This window comes from Ruegeria sp. AU67, assembly GCF_900312795.1.
Lineage (GTDB): Bacteria > Pseudomonadota > Alphaproteobacteria > Rhodobacterales > Rhodobacteraceae > Ruegeria > Ruegeria atlantica.
The window spans coordinates 123729-138221 of the sequence record NZ_OMPH01000028.1 but is presented as its reverse complement, the minus strand read 5'-3'; the positions used below and the strand labels follow the sequence as shown (position 1 = coordinate 138221).

Below are 14493 nucleotides of genomic sequence, written 5' to 3'. Positions count from 1 at the left end.
CGCGGTTGTGCTAGTCGCTAAATGGCTTTCGCGCAAGTGTTCAGCGGCGCGGCATGCAACCGCATACCGTTTGCACTGCCTGTGCTGATTGCGCTAAACGGCCAAGGATACAGGCCGAAACCGGGGCGCTGCATGTTCGAATTGAACCTGATGTTTTTTGTTGTAGCGATCCCGGCTGTGATCTTTGCGGGTATTTCGAAGGGTGGCTTTGGCTCGGGCGTGGCCTTTGCGTCCTCATCGATTCTGGCGTTGATATTGGAGCCGGGGCAGGCACTGGCCCTGATGCTGCCGATTTTGATGGTGATCGATGTTGCAACTCTTGGGCCCTATTGGAAACGCTGGAGCTGGCCGGATTCGCGCCGGTTGATCCTTGGGGCCGTGCCTGGCGTGGCGTTGGGCGCATGGCTTTATCGCGCCACCGATGATGATCTGCTGCGCCTACTGATCGGGGGGATTTCCATTGGTTTTGTCGTTTGGCACGTCAGTCAATCCAAAGGCTGGGTGCGCGGCTTCACAAACAGACTGCCTGCCCCCGCCGGACTGTTCGCTGGACTGGTTGCTGGCTTCACCAGCTTTGTCAGCCATGCGGGCGGCCCGCCAGCCGCCGTTTACCTGCTGTCGCAACGCCTGTCGAAGACCGAGTTTCAGGCCAGCACTGTATTGGCCTTCTGGGTCATCAACATCACGAAATTTGTGCCTTACGCCTATCTTGGCCTTTTCACTTGGCACACCGCGTGGGCCGGTCTGCTATTGACACCATTTGCGATTCTTGGTGCCTGGCTGGGCGTCCGGGCGCATTTTATGCTGTCAGAGCGGCTGTTTTTTGGCATTGCTTACGTTCTGCTGACGCTCACAGGCAGTAAGTTGATCTGGGACGCTTTGACCTGATCAGACGTTAGGCGGCAGGGCTTCGGCGGTCATTTCATAAGCCTGACCCGAGGCAACAAGGCAGGTCATGCCATCCGGCAACGTCACAGTGATCGTCCAGCTACCGCTTTGGTCCGACGCATAAAGCTCCATCACCGCGCCCTGACGCGCGATGCCAATCCCCTGGCGCGTTTCGCCGTAAGTTTCGGTCAGCCGTTTTATCACCTCGTCACGTGGTGCGCAGTTGCGGGCGTGGGCCTGTTGCGCAGCCAGAACCATGATTCCGAGGCCCATCGTCATCTTCAGCAGTGTCTTGTGCATCTTTGACCCTTTTCGATTTCCTTTGCCGGTCAGGGTGCCGCCATTGGACCGAAATCCGGTTAAAGGAACGCACGTTGCGTCGCGAATGCTGCGATGCGGCGATTTTGCGCTTGAACTTTCCGACAAAAAATGCCCCATTCCGCGCAACTTTATTTCCTCGGGAGAAGCCAATGGACCCGCGCCAGCGCCCCTATCGCTCTGTTCTTTATATCCCCGGTTCGAAAGACCGGGCGCTGGACAAGGCACGCACTTTGCCTGTGGACGCGATCATTTTTGATCTTGAAGACGCGGTTTCTGCCGATGAGAAGTGCAATGCACGCGAAACGCTTAAGGCGGCTCTGGCCGCGGGCGGCTATGGGGAACGGGTCAAGATCGTGCGCATCAACGGTCTGGATACCGAATGGGGCCGTGCTGACGCTGAGGCCGTGCGCGAGATGGATGCCGATGTGGTCCTGCTGCCCAAGGTGAATTCAGCCGCGGACGTGGACGCGCTGGCCGCGATTACCGGTGACCTGCCAATCTGGGCGATGATGGAAACCCCGCGCGGGATGCTCAACGCGACCGAGATTGCCGCCCATCCGCTTATGGCGGGGTTTGTCATGGGTACAAATGATCTGGCGAAGGAGTTGCAAACCCGCTTCCGCCCGGATCGTCTGCCCTTGATGACTTCTCTGGGCCTGTGTCTGTTGGCCGCCAAGGCCGAGGGGCTGATCGTTGTCGATGGTGTCTACAACGCATTCAAGGACGCCGAGGGTCTGGCCGCCGAATGTGCGCAGGGCCGCGACATGGGCTTTGACGGAAAAACCCTGATCCACCCCGCACAGGTCGATGTCACCAATGCTGCCTATGCCCCGTCTGAGACCGAGATCGATCTGGCCCGTCGCCAGATTGCCGCTTTCGAAGAGGTTGAGGCGCAAGGACAGGGCGTTGCCGTGGTCGACGGCAAGATCGTTGAAAATCTGCACGTTGTAACTGCCCGCGAAATTCTGGCAAAAGCGGAGGCAATTACAGCTTTGCAAGCGGGGTAAGCCAGCATGGGCTTTGTTCTTCTCATTCTCGGTGTGGCACTTTGGTGGGCCGCGCATCTGTTCAAACGTGTGATGCCAGAGCGTCGCGCTGCGATGGGCGACGCCGGCAAGGGCGCGGTCGCGCTGGCCTTGGTGGCATCGATCCTGCTGATGATCTTCGGCTATCGCATGACCGACTTCATCCATGTCTGGGCCCCGCCGAGTTTTATGATCCATATCAATAACCTGCTGGTGTTGATTGCGATCTACATGATGAGCCCCGCCGGAACCAAGGGCCGCGTACTGAACAAGCTGCGCCATCCGATGCTGGGCGGGTTTAAACTGTGGGCTTTTGCACATTTGCTGGTTAATGGCGATCTGGCCTCGATCATTCTGTTTGGCGGGTTGTTGGCCTGGGCTGTGGTCGAAGTGATCGTGATCAACAAGTCCGAGCCGGGTTGGACCCCCGGTGAACCCGGAACCTATGGCAAAGATGCGATGTTCTTTGTGGCCTCGATCGTGCTGCTGGGTGTCATCGGCTACGTTCACGGGCTGGTCGGCCCGTCGCCGTTCCCCTCGTAAGGATTTGACATCATGGCAAAACTATACCGTTTGTTGACCGAAGAAGACACCTCGGCCTTCTGCCACAAAGTAACAGACGCATTGGCAAAAGGGTGGGAGCTCTATGGCGACCCGTCCTATGCGTATGACGAAAACAGCCGCATAATGCGTTGCGCGCAAGCCGTGACCAAAGAGGTCGAGGCCGACTATTCACCTGACATGAAACTGGGACAGCAATAATGGCAAAAACCAATTCGGGCCGCTTTTTCGAGGACTATTCCATTGGTCAGGTATTGCACCATGCCGTGCCGCGCACGGTGACCAATGGCGAGCGGGCGCTGTACCACGCGCTCTATCCGGCGCGGCAGGCGCTGTATTCCTCGGACGAGTTCGCCCGGAATTGTGGTCTGCCGCAAAGCCCGATTGATGATCTTGCTGCATTCCACGTCGTGTTTGGCAAGACTGTCCCAGATGTGTCGCTGAATGCGGTCGCCAATCTGGGGTATGCTGAAGGGCGCTGGCTTAAGCCGGTCTATCCCGACGATACCTTGCGTTCGGAATCCGAGGTGATCGGCCTCAAACAGAACTCGAACGGCAAGACCGGTGTTGTCTGGGTGCGCACGCGCGGTCTGAACCAGCGCGATGAGGTTGTCATCGAATACGTGCGTTGGGTCATGGTTCGGAAATCGGATATGGATGCGCCCGCGCCCGAGACTGTGATTCCAGAACTGAAAAAGTCGCTGGATGCGAAGGATCTGATCGCGCCCGAGGGCCTTGATTTCTCTCAGTACGATTTCGCTCAGGCTGGTGAGGCGCATCGCTGGGGCGACTATGAGATTGGCGAGAAAATCGATCACGTCGATGGCGTCACGGTCGAAGAGGCCGAACATATGCTGGCGACCCGCTTGTGGCAGAACACCGCCAAGGTGCATTTCGATCTGACCTTCCGGCCCGAAGGGCGGCTGATCTATGGCGGTCACGTGATTTCCATGGCGCGGACCCTGTCGTTCAACGGGCTGGCTAATGCACAGATGATCGTTGGCCTGAACGGTGGCGCGCACGCTAACCCCTGTTTTGCGGGCGACACGATCAAGGCCTGGTCCGAAGTTCTGGACAAAGCGGAAACTGCCATTCCGGGCGTCGGCGCCGTGCGCCTACGGTTGGTCGCAACCAAGGGCGGCGCGCCGTTTGAGTTGAAAAACGAAGACGGTCGTTATCTGCCCAATGTCCTGCTTGATCTGGATTACTGGGCTCTGATGCCGATCTGATACTCGTGGTGACATTCATTTGATCGCAGCCAGCGCCAATCGTGTTAGGCTGCGGTCATGACCTTGCTTCGCACAATAGCTGCCTGCGTCTGTCTGACGCCACCTGCATATGCTTGCGATTTGGCATTGGCACTCGCTGTAGACGTCTCGGGGTCGGTCGATTCGACTGAGTATCGAATACAAATGGATGGCCTAGCAGCCGGTTTGCGTGACCCGATCGTGTCCGAGGCATTGGTGCGCGGGAAAGCCCGCGTGATGCTGGTGCAGTGGACAGGGTCCTCTCGTCAGATGGTCACTGTTCCGTGGACACATATCGACAGTTTCGAGGCAATTGATCAGTTTGCTGTAAAAGTGGCCAACGATCCCAGGGTCTGGCGCAACTTTTCCACCGCAATTGGCGAGGCGCTGGAATCGACCATGTCCTATTTCGATACGGTGTCGGATTGCAAACGTCACCTGATCGATATCTCTGGCGATGGGGTGTCGAACGAGGGGGTTGAACCATCGGACGTACACAGAATTCTGCGGACACGCGGTGTGACGGTGAACGCGATTGCAATCGAAGAAAGCGAACCGGATCTGACCGCGTATTTCTTTGAAAATGTGATCGTGGGCGAGGGGGCGTTTGTCGTCTCAGCCTCAGGGTTTGCAGACTATCCCGAGCGGATTCGTAAGAAACTGCTGCGCGAGGTGACCCAGCAAACCGCTGATTTGAAATAGCCGCACAACAGAATCGAATCTGCAGGCGCTAACATCGTGATGGATGGAAAACAATTTGTGATCACGAGCTTATTTTGTGTGATCACATAATGCAAATATCCGTCATTTTGCGCCAATTGTGAACTTTTTTGCATCTGCAGCACGTGACAGAACCGCAAAAAACAGTAAAACCTTCGGAAGCCAACCGTAAAGGAGCCAACATGGCCGATGTAAATCGGGGCAACCGCCCTCTTTCACCTCACCTCACGATCTACCGCCCCCAACTGACTTCGATGACATCGATCCTTGTGCGCATCACGGGTATTGCGTCGCTAGCGATCGCATTCTTTGTCGTCTGGTGGTTCCTGGCGGCGGCAACATCCGAAACGGCATTCAACTTCATCGATGGGCTGATGAGAAGCTGGCTGGGTGATCTCGTGATGTTCGCCGCGACCTGGGCGATCTTCTATCACATGCTGGGTCGTCTGCGTCACGTGATCTGGGATCTGGGGTATTGCGTAGATGTCGGTATCTCCGAAAAGATGGGGATCGGCATGCTGGTGTTGGCCACCATCCTCGCCTTCATCACGGCAATTGCGGTTTAAGGAGATTGGCCATGAATTACCTCACTGACCGCAAACGCGCGCAGGGTACCGGTGCCGGAGGCGAAGGTACGCATCATCACTGGCAGATGATGGTAAGCTCGGCGGCACTTGTCTTTCTTGTACCGCTGTTTGTTTTCGTCTTCGCAAACGGTTTGGGCAGGTCATACGAAGAAGTCCTGGCCTATTATGGCCGTCCCTTCCCGGCGATTGTGACCGGGCTGACAATGGTTGTCGTCATCATCCATCTGGTCCACGAAACTCAGATCGCAATTGAAGACTATGTCCATGGTGTCGCAGAAAAGCTGAGCCTCATGGCCGTCGCGGCGTTTGGCTACACATTGATAGCTGCCGGGCTGTTTGCCCTGATCAAGCTGGCTCTGTGAAACGCGCGGTAAGGAAATAATCAAATGACAGCTGCATACGAATACGAAACACACGAATATGACGTCGTTGTTGTCGGCGCTGGCGGCGCTGGTCTGCGCGCCACGCTGGGCATGGCAGAACAAGGTCTGCGCACGGCATGTGTCACGAAGGTGTTTCCGACACGCTCGCACACGGTTGCCGCGCAGGGCGGAATCGCCGCATCTCTGTCCAATATGGGACCGGACCACTGGCAGTGGCACATGTACGACACCGTCAAAGGCTCGGACTGGCTGGGAGACACCGACGCGATGGAATATCTCGCCCGTGAGGCACCCAAGGCCGTGTATGAGCTGGAACACTACGGTGTTCCGTTCAGCCGTACTGAAGAGGGCAAGATCTACCAACGCCCGTTCGGTGGTCACACTACCGAATTCGGCGAAGGTCCTGCCGTGCAGCGGACCTGTGCCGCTGCGGACCGGACCGGTCACGCGATCCTGCACACGCTCTATGGCCAAAGCCTCAAGAACAACGCCGAGTTCTATATCGAATACTTCGCCATCGACCTGATCATGTCCGAAGACGGGCAGTGTCAGGGTGTCGTTTGCTGGAAGTTGGACGACGGCACGATGCACGTCTTCAACGCCAAGATGGTGGTGCTGGCGACCGGCGGCTATGGCCGCGCCTATTTCAGTGCGACCTCGGCCCATACCTGCACCGGTGACGGTGGTGGCATGGTGGCCCGCGCAGGGCTGGCCCTGCAGGACATGGAGTTCGTTCAGTTCCACCCGACCGGCATTTACGGTTCTGGCTGTCTGATCACCGAAGGCGCGCGTGGTGAGGGCGGTTACCTAACCAACTCGGAAGGCGAACGGTTTATGGAGCGTTATGCGCCCCAGTACAAAGACCTCGCGCCTCGCGATTACGTCTCGCGTTCGATGACAATGGAGATCCGCGAAGGCCGTGGCCATGGTGACGGTGGCGACCACATTCACCTGAACCTCAGCCACTTGCCGGCCGAGGCGCTGGCCGAACGTCTGCCAGGGATTTCGGAATCGGCGCGCGTTTTTGCGGGCGTAGACGTCACCAAGGAACCGATCCCGGTTCTGCCGACCGTGCACTACAACATGGGCGGCATTCCGACCAACTATTGGGGTGAGGTTCTGAATCCGACCGCTGACAACCCGACGGCCGTTGTCCCCGGATTGATGGCTGTGGGAGAAGCGGGCTGCGCCTCGGTCCACGGGGCGAACCGTTTGGGCTCGAACTCACTGATCGACCTTGTGGTCTTTGGCCGTGCGGCTGCAATCAAGGCGGGCAAGGTTGTGGATGCCGAGGCACCGAACCCGGTGCTGAATCAGGCGTCCGTCGATAAGGCGTTCGACCGCTTTGACGCGGTACGCAATGCCAGCGGTGCAATCGCTACCGCCGATCTGCGTCTTGAGATGCAGAAGACCATGCAGGAAGACGCAGCGGTCTTCCGGACAGCAAAAACCATGGCCGAGGGCGTCGACAAGATGACGGCGATCGCCGCCAAGATGGACGACCTGAAAGTCAGCGACCGCTCGCTGGTCTGGAACAGCGACCTGATGGAAACGCTGGAGCTGACCAACCTGATGCCAAGTGCGTTGGCCACGATTGTCGGCGCCGAGGCGCGTAAGGAATCCCGCGGCGCGCACGCGCATGAAGATTTCACCGAGCGTGATGATGAGAACTGGCGCGTTCATACGGTGTCGCGTGTTGATGGCAACAAGGTTGATCTCAGTTATCGTCCGGTTATTGCCGATCCGCTGACAACCGAAGACGAAGGCGGCATCAGCCTGAAGAAAATCGCCCCCAAAGCGCGGACGTTCTGATCAAGCCTTTCCAGGTGTGCATCACCCAAGAAAATGGGTGATGCACTGCCATTATGGAGCTTATCTGTTTGCGTTAGACATCAAACCGGCCGCTATCAAGCCGCGCGAACAATACGTCGCAATCTGCAGCGTCAGGGCGAATGGGTCGGATGAAGTCCAGGATTTCGAAACCCTGCTCCGCCATGCATGCCACAAAATCAGAAAAGCGATAGCCATTTTCGTAGCGTGGTTTAACCGAGGCCTCGGCGATCACAAACTCGGTCTTTTTCAATGTCTCCGTGGCGCCTAGAACAACCTCGAGTTCATAACCTTCCGTGTCGATCTTGATGCCGAAAGGTCCGGGGTAACCTGCAGCAACCGCATCCAGCGTACGAGCAGGTACTTCGCGTTGTTCGATTTCGGCAAACAAAGAGGCGTAGTTGTCAGCATAATCCATAACTGAAGCTCGGCTATGCCGCGCGCGCGCCTCGGTAGAAGGAACGTTGAGTGTAACGCTTCCTTCCATGCTGCCAGCGGCGAAACAGAAGAAATCGAAATCTATTACGTCGCGCCAACGTTCTACTTTCTCTTCGCTTTCTGCAACCGGATCAATCAGCAAAAACTTGGATGTTTTGAAAGCTTCATAAAGTGGCGGTGTGCCAGCATCTACGCCGACATCGATGACAGTATTGGGAGAGAAACCATAGCCTACCAAAAGTCGATTATCCATCTCGGTGCGCTCTATCGTGTATCCGGCACGTCTGAGGCGTTTTAACATTCTTGCAGGCCTATCGGAAATTTTTGCACCGTCAGAGTTGAGAGGGGAAATCGTCAGACCGAACTTTTTCAGCGTTTTGACAAAGTCAAACGGATTGGCGGATGCCATAGCAACTCCTTAATTGGTCGTGTTGGTTGTCAATTTGAATTCAATTCCTGCAAGGCATGTTTCAATTCGTTCGATATCCGCTTTGGATTGCGCTCTGAGGCAAATTTGAAACATGCTCTGCGTTTTTCTTCTAGTTCTTCATCCGACATTTGGATTAAGTTCCTCATCATGCGGATCAAACCCCGTGGGTGTTGGGCCGGGTAAAGAAGGTTATGGCATTCTTCTGGAGTGGTTTGCTTGTGAGGGTCAATGTCCGGACCAATTATTGGCAGGCCAAACGATTGTGCCAACATCGCGGTACCGGACGTGAACGTTGTTGTCGAGGGCAGCAAATAGGCATGCGCTTGAGAGAAAAAAACCGGCACTTCATCATTAGGCACCCTCCCGGCCACGACCGATACATTGGGGTTGGCATCCATTTGACGCGCAAGCTTTTGCCCTGACCTGAAAACCCGCCCGACAACTGAAAGTTGAAAATCATACCCACGACTAGCGAGTTTCTTGGCTGCTAGTTGCAATCGATCAAGTTCGCGGTTCCCGCGCATGGCACCAAAAACCAGAAAGCGCGTTTGAACGCGCGGGGCAAGAGGGCGATTCAGCGTCTGATCCGTAGGTTCGTAGACCCCAAGATAACTGGGGTGTGGAATCAACCGCAGCTTTTTAGGGTTGGCGTCGTATTCATCAATCATATGCTGACGGGCGTGGCGTGTGTGCACGTGAATCACATCGGCAATCTGCGCCAATTCTCGACGAGTTTGACGAAAATACTCAGTTTCACTTCCTTTGGAGTGCGCGAATTGATTGTGAATGGTCCAAATGACTCGCCCGCCGTTTGCCCGATACCGCCTCAAGCCTTCACGTGCCGAATTAAAAATTGGTGCCTGGTCTTCCGTTTCTGGCTCGGGAAACAGGCGATCATCCCAATGGATGTGAATGATGCCCTGATCAGGTTGAAAATCTGCCCGTGCAAAATTTGTAAGCGGAGCGCCACGAGAGGGGGTTAGGCTGAATTCCGGCATACAGGCTGAGTACATCATGCTCTGATAAGGGTTTTTGTTGCCGTAGGGGATGTTGACGACGTTTATCGGCATTCGCTGTTCTGCACTCGACTCGTTTCTTCAGCGGCGCGAACCTTGAGCGCCGCGGGAATATTGTGGTGAGCTTGCCCAATTTTCTTGGGTGTTTTCAAGGTTAAAAGGTTGGCTTTCCGGCCTGCCGAGTATATCTATACGCAGGATTTTAGCGAGGTCGGAAATGGTACAACTCACCCTGCCAAAGAACTCTCGGATTACCACAGGTAAAACTTGGCCGAAGCCTGAAGGCGCGGCTAATGTTCGTAAGTTTCAGATCTATCGCTGGAACCCGGATGACGGTCAAAATCCACGTGTAGACACCTATTTTGTTGATATGGACAGCTGCGGCCCGATGGTTCTGGACGCGCTGATCAAGATCAAGAATGAAATCGACCCGACGCTGACCTTCCGCCGGTCCTGCCGCGAAGGGATCTGCGGTTCCTGCGCGATGAATATCGACGGGATCAACACGCTGGCCTGTATCTACGGCATGGATGAAATCAAGGGTGACGTTAAGATTTATCCGCTGCCGCATATGCCGGTCGTCAAGGACCTGATCCCTGACCTAACGCATTTCTACGCGCAGCATGCAAGCATCATGCCGTGGCTGGAAACCAAGACCAACCGTCCTGCGAAAGAGTGGAAGCAATCCATCGAAGACCGCAAGAAACTTGATGGGTTGTATGAATGCGTGATGTGCGCCAGCTGCTCGACCTCGTGCCCCAGCTATTGGTGGAACGGGGATCGCTACCTTGGGCCCGCTGCGCTTTTGCATGCGTATCGCTGGATCATCGACAGTCGTGACGAAGCCACTGGTGAACGTTTGGATGAATTGGAAGACCCATTCAAGCTGTATCGCTGCCACACGATCATGAATTGCGCCAAGACCTGTCCGAAGGGTCTGAACCCGGCCAAGGCGATTTCCGAAATCAAAAAGATGATGGTTGACCGCGCAGTTTGAACGCAGCCGAAAGAGATTATGAAACCCGGGATGGTAACTTCCCGGGTTTTTTCGTGTTCTGCGAGCATTGAAAATTCGGAGAACATCAATGACTCAAACACTTACTAAGGTTTTTTCCGTCGCTGCGATCACGGCTCTTTCGGCCTGTGGCGGATTGAGCAGCAATCGGGCGGATATTGTATTCAAGCAAGTGGAATGCGCCGGGCAGGCGGGGATTAGTGGTTCGTTTACGACGCAATACGAACTGCAGGGTGGCAAGCAGGCTGAAGTATTTGTTCCAGGTGATGGCGTAAGCGAGGCTCAGGCCGCCAAAGCGAATGCCTGCATGGCGGCGTAACCGGCATCAAGCCTAGGGCTGGCAGATGCAAATGCCAGCCTTAGTTGCGTTCAGGGCATACCGAAACTGCAAAAGGATGCGGTGAATCTGTCGGCGCGTCTGTCTATTTTTCAATCAGGGAGGAGTGACTGAATTAGAACAGGATCTCTCCGATGGAAGAAAAACAGAACACAAAATCAGAGGCTCTAAAAACGCTGGAACAAGCGTGGTCATATTACACTCCAGAACCTGTGAAACCCGTAAATGACCGCATCCCAGATTTGTTCGAATACGCTAACGCAGCCTGAACTGACAACTGTGGGCTTGCCACCAGTGGGAAAAATGGGCCATGCATTGGCATGCCCATTTTGCTTCTTATTCTGGCAGGCGGAGTATTTGCCTATTTCCTGTGGCGCTCGCGCACCTCATCCTTGAGCCGGGACTGCCGCTGGCGGCAGCACCGCAAAGAAGGCGTTTGGGTGTGTGCATTTTGTGGCGCTCAGCAGCAGGGAGGCGACGCTCCAACTCAATGCCTGAAGGGGCAATAGCGGCATAAGCAGGGCGGTTTCCCACCCTGCATGTTTGCATTTACGCCGCCGGAAATGCCGCCTGTAGTGCGATTTCAACCATATCGCCAAAACTGCTTTCGCGATCAGCTGAGGGCAAAGCTTCGCCGGTCAGCAAGTGGTCGGAAACGGTTAGAACAGCCAATGCCCGGCATTTGTGGCGCGCGGCCAGAATGTACAGCTCAGCAGCTTCCATCTCGACCCCGAGAATACCGTGCCGCACCATCTGTTCGTTCAGATCTGGGCGTTCGTCATAGAAAACGTCCGACGAGTAGATGCCACCAACATGGGTTGGCGTGCCTTTGGCCGCTGCCGCCTGAGCCGCCGCCTGAAGCAGCCCCCAATCGGCGCAGGGTGCAAAGTTCAGCTCTTTCATGATGCCGCGTGACGGTGAGCTAAGCGTGGTCGAGGTCATCGCAAGGATCACATCACGGACATTCACGCTGTCCTGCATTCCCCCGCAGGAGCCGATGCGGATCAGCGTTTTGGCCCCGTAGTCCCGGATCAATTCGTTGACGTAAATCGACAAGGACGGCATGCCCATACCGCTGCCCTGAATGGTGACAGGTTTGCCTTTCCAGCTTCCGGTAAAGCCCAGCATACCGCGAACGTCATTTACTTGCTTCACATCGTCCAAAAACGTTTCGGCCGCCCATTTTGCGCGATAAGGGTCGCCAGGCAAAAGAACCGTTTCTGCGATGTCGCCTTTATTGGCTCCAATATGAATTGTCATTTTGGGATCAGTTCCAATCAGATATTAGATTTCCAGATCCGAGATATTTGCTCCGGATTTCAATGCTTCATGAATCCATTGCGGTTTTCGGCCGCGACCCGACCATGTTTGATTTGGATCTGCAGGGTTTTTATATTTTGCTTTTGTAGTTTTCCCGGAAGTCGGATTGCCTTTTGCCAATTCTGACAATGAAAATCCAAATTCGGCCGCGGCCTTTTCCGCGGCCTTTAACGCCTCTTTCCGTTCACGCTTTTCCGCGTCGATTAGTGCTTTTTCGACCTTTTCGCGCAATTCAAGTAGTTCTTTACGCGACATTTTTTCCAGATTTGTCCCTGACATTCACCCTCTCCCAGGAATTAGTCATTACCGGTGTCCCCGATGGCACACCGTAATTCCAAAGAAAAGAATTATCTATCCCCTTTTGTTCAGGGGATAGAAGAGGAATTGGCGAAATTGGCAGGTACTACTCAGCAGCGAGGGTTTGCAGATCTGCCAGGGTGACGATATCGCCCATGATTGCGTTCAGCTCAAAATTCTTGGGCGTATAGATCTGTGCGACACCCATCGCAGTGAGCTTTGCGGCATCGTCATCAGGGATGATGCCACCAACAATCACCGGAATATGATCCAGCCCGGCCTCGCACAGTCGGTTCATGACGTCCTGCACTAGCGGAATGTGGCTGCCCGACAGAATTGACAGACCGATAACATGCGCGTCGTCATCCGCTGCGGCGGTTACGATTTCCTCGGGCGTCAGGCGGATACCTTCGTAACTGATTTCCATACCGCAATCGCGTGCGCGGAATGCGATCTGCTCCGCCCCGTTCGAATGACCGTCCAGGCCCGGTTTGCCGACCAGGAATTTTAGACGGCGGCCAAGCTTGTCGCTGACCGCATCCACTGCGGCCCGCAGATCTTCTAAGCCTTCTGTCTTGTTCGAGACCGAGCCCGATACGCCCGTAGGCCCGCGATACGTACCGTAGACTTTGCGCATTTCTTCGGCCCACTCACCGGTGGTTACGCCAGCCTTGGCAGCTGCGATTGAGGGCTCCATGACGTTGGTGCCGTTTTGTGCCGCTTCGCGTAGCGCGGCCAGAGCCGCAGCGACAGCTGCGTCATCGCGATCTCGCCGCCATTCATTCAGGCGCGCGATTTGTTCTTGTTCGACAGCAGGGTCAACGACCATGATACCGCCATCTTCGGTCTGCAGGGGCGAGGGTTCGCCTTCGATCCACTTGTTCACACCGACAACGACAGTTTCGTTCCGTTCAATGCGGTTCAGGCGTTCAGCGTTTGAATCAACAAGCCGTGACTTCATGTATTCGATCGACGCAACCGCACCGCCCATCGAATCCAGATTGACCAGTTCGGCGCGTGCGCCCTGTTTCAATTCTTCAACCTTCGCGTCCACGGCGGGGTTGCCATCGAACAGGTCACCATATTCCAGAAGGTCGGTCTCATAGGCCAGAATCTGTTGCATCCGCATGGACCACTGCTGATCCCACGGGCGGGGCAGGCCCAGTGCCTCGTTCCATGCAGGCAGCTGAACTGCGCGGGCGCGGGCTTTTTTCGAAAGAGTCACGGCCAGCATCTCGATCAGGATGCGGTAGACGTTGTTTTCAGGCTGCTGCTCGGTCAAACCGAGCGAGTTGACCTGAACGCCATACCGGAATCGGCGGAATTTCGGGTTCTCTACGCCGTAGCGGTCGCGCAGGATTTCGTCCCAAAGATCGACGAAAGCGCGCATTTTGCACATTTCAGTGACAAAGCGGATACCTGCGTTAACAAAGAACGAAATCCGTCCGCAAAGTGCCGGGAAATCCTCGGCGGGAACACGAGGGCGCAGTTCGTCCAGAACGGCGATGGCGGTGGCCAGCGCATAAGACAGCTCTTGCTCCGGTGTCGCGCCGGCTTCTTGCAGGTGATAGGAACACACGTTCATCGGGTTCCATTTCGGCACGTTGGTATAACAGTACTCGGCCACGTCTGCGATCATCTTAAGCGAGGGTTTGGGCGGGCAGACATAGGTGCCGCGGCTCAGGTATTCCTTGATCAGGTCGTTTTGTACCGTGCCCTGCAGTTTGGAGATATCTGCGCCTTGTTCCTCGGCCACAGCGATGTAAAGCGCAAGCAGCCAAGGCGCTGTCGCGTTGATCGTCATCGAAGTGTTCATCTGTTCCAACGGAATCTGGTCGAACAGAACTCGCATATCGCCCAGGTGGCCGACAGGTACGCCAACCTTGCCCACTTCGCCGCGCGCGAGCGTATGATCGCTGTCATATCCGGTCTGCGTGGGCAGATCGAAGGCCACCGACAGGCCCGTCTGGCCTTTTGCCAAGTTCCCGCGATACAACGCATTCGACGCTTTGGCGGTGGAATGACCGGCATAGGTTCGGATGAGCCAGGGGCGATCTTTCTGCGTCTGCGTCATAGCT

General features: G+C 55.6%; 16 protein-coding genes and 1 pseudogene. 11 read left to right on the top strand and 6 right to left on the bottom strand.

Annotated elements, in window-relative coordinates:
* The first annotated feature begins 132 nt into the window (after positions 1 to 132).
* A complete protein-coding gene (locus DK510_RS15830) occupies positions 133 to 888 on the top strand; it encodes a sulfite exporter TauE/SafE family protein (RefSeq protein ID WP_109313003.1) in 756 nt (251 codons plus the stop codon).
* Here DK510_RS15830 and DK510_RS15825 read toward each other — a convergent pair whose 3' ends face one another.
* Complete coding sequence (locus DK510_RS15825) at positions 889 to 1188, bottom strand: hypothetical protein (RefSeq protein ID WP_109313002.1); 300 nt, start codon at positions 1186 to 1188, stop codon at positions 889 to 891.
* Positions 1189 to 1358: 170 nt separating this feature from the next.
* On the opposite strand from DK510_RS15825, the gene DK510_RS15820 reads away from it, so the two are divergent.
* The 8 genes from DK510_RS15820 to sdhA all read left to right on the top strand — a co-directional run bounded on the left by DK510_RS15820 (position 1359) and on the right by sdhA (position 7544).
* On the top strand, positions 1359 to 2216 hold the full coding sequence (locus DK510_RS15820) for a CoA ester lyase (RefSeq protein WP_109312902.1): 858 nt from the start codon (positions 1359 to 1361) through the stop codon (positions 2214 to 2216).
* Between the two features lie 6 nt (positions 2217 to 2222).
* On the top strand, positions 2223 to 2777 hold the full coding sequence (locus tag DK510_RS15815) for an NnrU family protein (RefSeq protein ID WP_109312901.1): 555 nt from the start codon (positions 2223 to 2225) through the stop codon (positions 2775 to 2777).
* A 12-nt stretch (positions 2778 to 2789) separates the two neighbouring features.
* Positions 2790 to 2996 (top strand): DUF1737 domain-containing protein, encoded by a 207-nt coding sequence (locus DK510_RS15810; protein ID WP_109312900.1) that lies wholly within the window; start codon positions 2790 to 2792, stop codon positions 2994 to 2996.
* Positions 2996 to 4024 (top strand): MaoC family dehydratase, encoded by a 1029-nt coding sequence (locus DK510_RS15805; protein ID WP_109312899.1) that lies wholly within the window; start codon positions 2996 to 2998, stop codon positions 4022 to 4024. The genes DK510_RS15810 and DK510_RS15805 overlap by 1 nt, the downstream gene beginning before the upstream one ends.
* Before the next feature lie 57 nt (positions 4025 to 4081).
* On the top strand, positions 4082 to 4744 hold the full coding sequence (locus DK510_RS15800; RefSeq protein WP_109312898.1) for a DUF1194 domain-containing protein: 663 nt from the start codon (positions 4082 to 4084) through the stop codon (positions 4742 to 4744).
* A gap of 200 nt (positions 4745 to 4944) precedes the next feature.
* Entirely contained in the window at positions 4945 to 5328 is a 384-nt protein-coding gene (sdhC, locus tag DK510_RS15795; RefSeq protein WP_058278905.1) for a succinate dehydrogenase, cytochrome b556 subunit, read from the top strand.
* A gap of 11 nt (positions 5329 to 5339) precedes the next feature.
* Positions 5340 to 5711 carry a succinate dehydrogenase, hydrophobic membrane anchor protein gene (sdhD, locus tag DK510_RS15790; RefSeq protein ID WP_109312897.1) on the top strand — a complete coding sequence of 124 codons (372 nt, stop codon included), beginning with the start codon at positions 5340 to 5342 and terminating at the stop codon, positions 5709 to 5711.
* 24 nt (positions 5712 to 5735) lie between these two features.
* Positions 5736 to 7544: a succinate dehydrogenase flavoprotein subunit gene (sdhA, locus tag DK510_RS15785; protein WP_109312896.1), complete on the top strand. Its 1809-nt coding sequence runs from the start codon at positions 5736 to 5738 to the stop codon at positions 7542 to 7544.
* A 73-nt stretch (positions 7545 to 7617) separates the two neighbouring features.
* Here sdhA and DK510_RS15780 read toward each other — a convergent pair whose 3' ends face one another.
* Positions 7618 to 8409, bottom strand: coding sequence for an FkbM family methyltransferase (locus DK510_RS15780; protein ID WP_109312895.1), 792 nt, complete (start codon positions 8407 to 8409; stop codon positions 7618 to 7620).
* 29 nt (positions 8410 to 8438) lie between these two features.
* Entirely contained in the window at positions 8439 to 9500 is a 1062-nt protein-coding gene (locus tag DK510_RS15775; protein ID WP_109312894.1) for a glycosyltransferase family 4 protein, read from the bottom strand.
* A gap of 163 nt (positions 9501 to 9663) precedes the next feature.
* On the opposite strand from DK510_RS15775, the gene DK510_RS15770 reads away from it, so the two are divergent.
* Both DK510_RS15770 and DK510_RS15765 read left to right on the top strand, forming a co-directional pair.
* Positions 9664 to 10443 carry a succinate dehydrogenase iron-sulfur subunit gene (locus tag DK510_RS15770; protein WP_109312893.1) on the top strand — a complete coding sequence of 260 codons (780 nt, stop codon included), beginning with the start codon at positions 9664 to 9666 and terminating at the stop codon, positions 10441 to 10443.
* Positions 10444 to 10531: 88 nt separating this feature from the next.
* Positions 10532 to 10780, top strand: a complete 249-nt coding sequence (locus tag DK510_RS15765; protein WP_109312892.1) for a hypothetical protein — start codon at positions 10532 to 10534, stop codon at positions 10778 to 10780.
* A 567-nt stretch (positions 10781 to 11347) separates the two neighbouring features.
* Here the strand turns inward: DK510_RS15765 and deoD are convergent.
* The 3 genes and pseudogenes from deoD to DK510_RS15745 all read right to left on the bottom strand — a co-directional run.
* Positions 11348 to 12058, bottom strand: coding sequence for a purine-nucleoside phosphorylase (gene deoD / locus DK510_RS15755; protein ID WP_109312891.1), 711 nt, complete (start codon positions 12056 to 12058; stop codon positions 11348 to 11350).
* Positions 12059 to 12082: 24 nt separating this feature from the next.
* Positions 12083 to 12397, bottom strand: a complete 315-nt coding sequence (locus DK510_RS15750) for an H-NS family nucleoid-associated regulatory protein (protein ID WP_109312890.1) — start codon at positions 12395 to 12397, stop codon at positions 12083 to 12085.
* A 124-nt stretch (positions 12398 to 12521) separates the two neighbouring features.
* Positions 12522 to 14492: pseudogene (locus DK510_RS15745) on the bottom strand (protein meaA); the annotation flags it as partial.
* Position 14493: the final 1 nt, after the last annotated feature.

What these genes read in the sequence shown, in the direction of transcription:
- DK510_RS15830 (WP_109313003.1), top strand. Translation starts at nt 133, where the DNA reads ATGTTCGAATTGAACCTGATGTTTTTTGTTGTAGCGATCCCGGCTGTG.
- DK510_RS15825 (WP_109313002.1), bottom strand. Translation starts at nt 1,188, where the DNA reads ATGCACAAGACACTGCTGAAGATGACGATGGGCCTCGGAATCATGGTT.
- DK510_RS15820 (WP_109312902.1), top strand. Translation starts at nt 1,359, where the DNA reads ATGGACCCGCGCCAGCGCCCCTATCGCTCTGTTCTTTATATCCCCGGT.
- DK510_RS15815 (WP_109312901.1), top strand. Translation starts at nt 2,223, where the DNA reads ATGGGCTTTGTTCTTCTCATTCTCGGTGTGGCACTTTGGTGGGCCGCG.
- DK510_RS15810 (WP_109312900.1), top strand. Translation starts at nt 2,790, where the DNA reads ATGGCAAAACTATACCGTTTGTTGACCGAAGAAGACACCTCGGCCTTC.
- DK510_RS15805 (WP_109312899.1), top strand. Translation starts at nt 2,996, where the DNA reads ATGGCAAAAACCAATTCGGGCCGCTTTTTCGAGGACTATTCCATTGGT.
- DK510_RS15800 (WP_109312898.1), top strand. Translation starts at nt 4,082, where the DNA reads ATGACCTTGCTTCGCACAATAGCTGCCTGCGTCTGTCTGACGCCACCT.
- sdhC (WP_058278905.1), top strand. Translation starts at nt 4,945, where the DNA reads ATGGCCGATGTAAATCGGGGCAACCGCCCTCTTTCACCTCACCTCACG.
- sdhD (WP_109312897.1), top strand. Translation starts at nt 5,340, where the DNA reads ATGAATTACCTCACTGACCGCAAACGCGCGCAGGGTACCGGTGCCGGA.
- sdhA (WP_109312896.1), top strand. Translation starts at nt 5,736, where the DNA reads ATGACAGCTGCATACGAATACGAAACACACGAATATGACGTCGTTGTT.
- DK510_RS15780 (WP_109312895.1), bottom strand. Translation starts at nt 8,409, where the DNA reads ATGGCATCCGCCAATCCGTTTGACTTTGTCAAAACGCTGAAAAAGTTC.
- DK510_RS15775 (WP_109312894.1), bottom strand. Translation starts at nt 9,500, where the DNA reads ATGCCGATAAACGTCGTCAACATCCCCTACGGCAACAAAAACCCTTAT.
- DK510_RS15770 (WP_109312893.1), top strand. Translation starts at nt 9,664, where the DNA reads ATGGTACAACTCACCCTGCCAAAGAACTCTCGGATTACCACAGGTAAA.
- DK510_RS15765 (WP_109312892.1), top strand. Translation starts at nt 10,532, where the DNA reads ATGACTCAAACACTTACTAAGGTTTTTTCCGTCGCTGCGATCACGGCT.
- deoD (WP_109312891.1), bottom strand. Translation starts at nt 12,058, where the DNA reads ATGACAATTCATATTGGAGCCAATAAAGGCGACATCGCAGAAACGGTT.
- DK510_RS15750 (WP_109312890.1), bottom strand. Translation starts at nt 12,397, where the DNA reads ATGTCAGGGACAAATCTGGAAAAAATGTCGCGTAAAGAACTACTTGAA.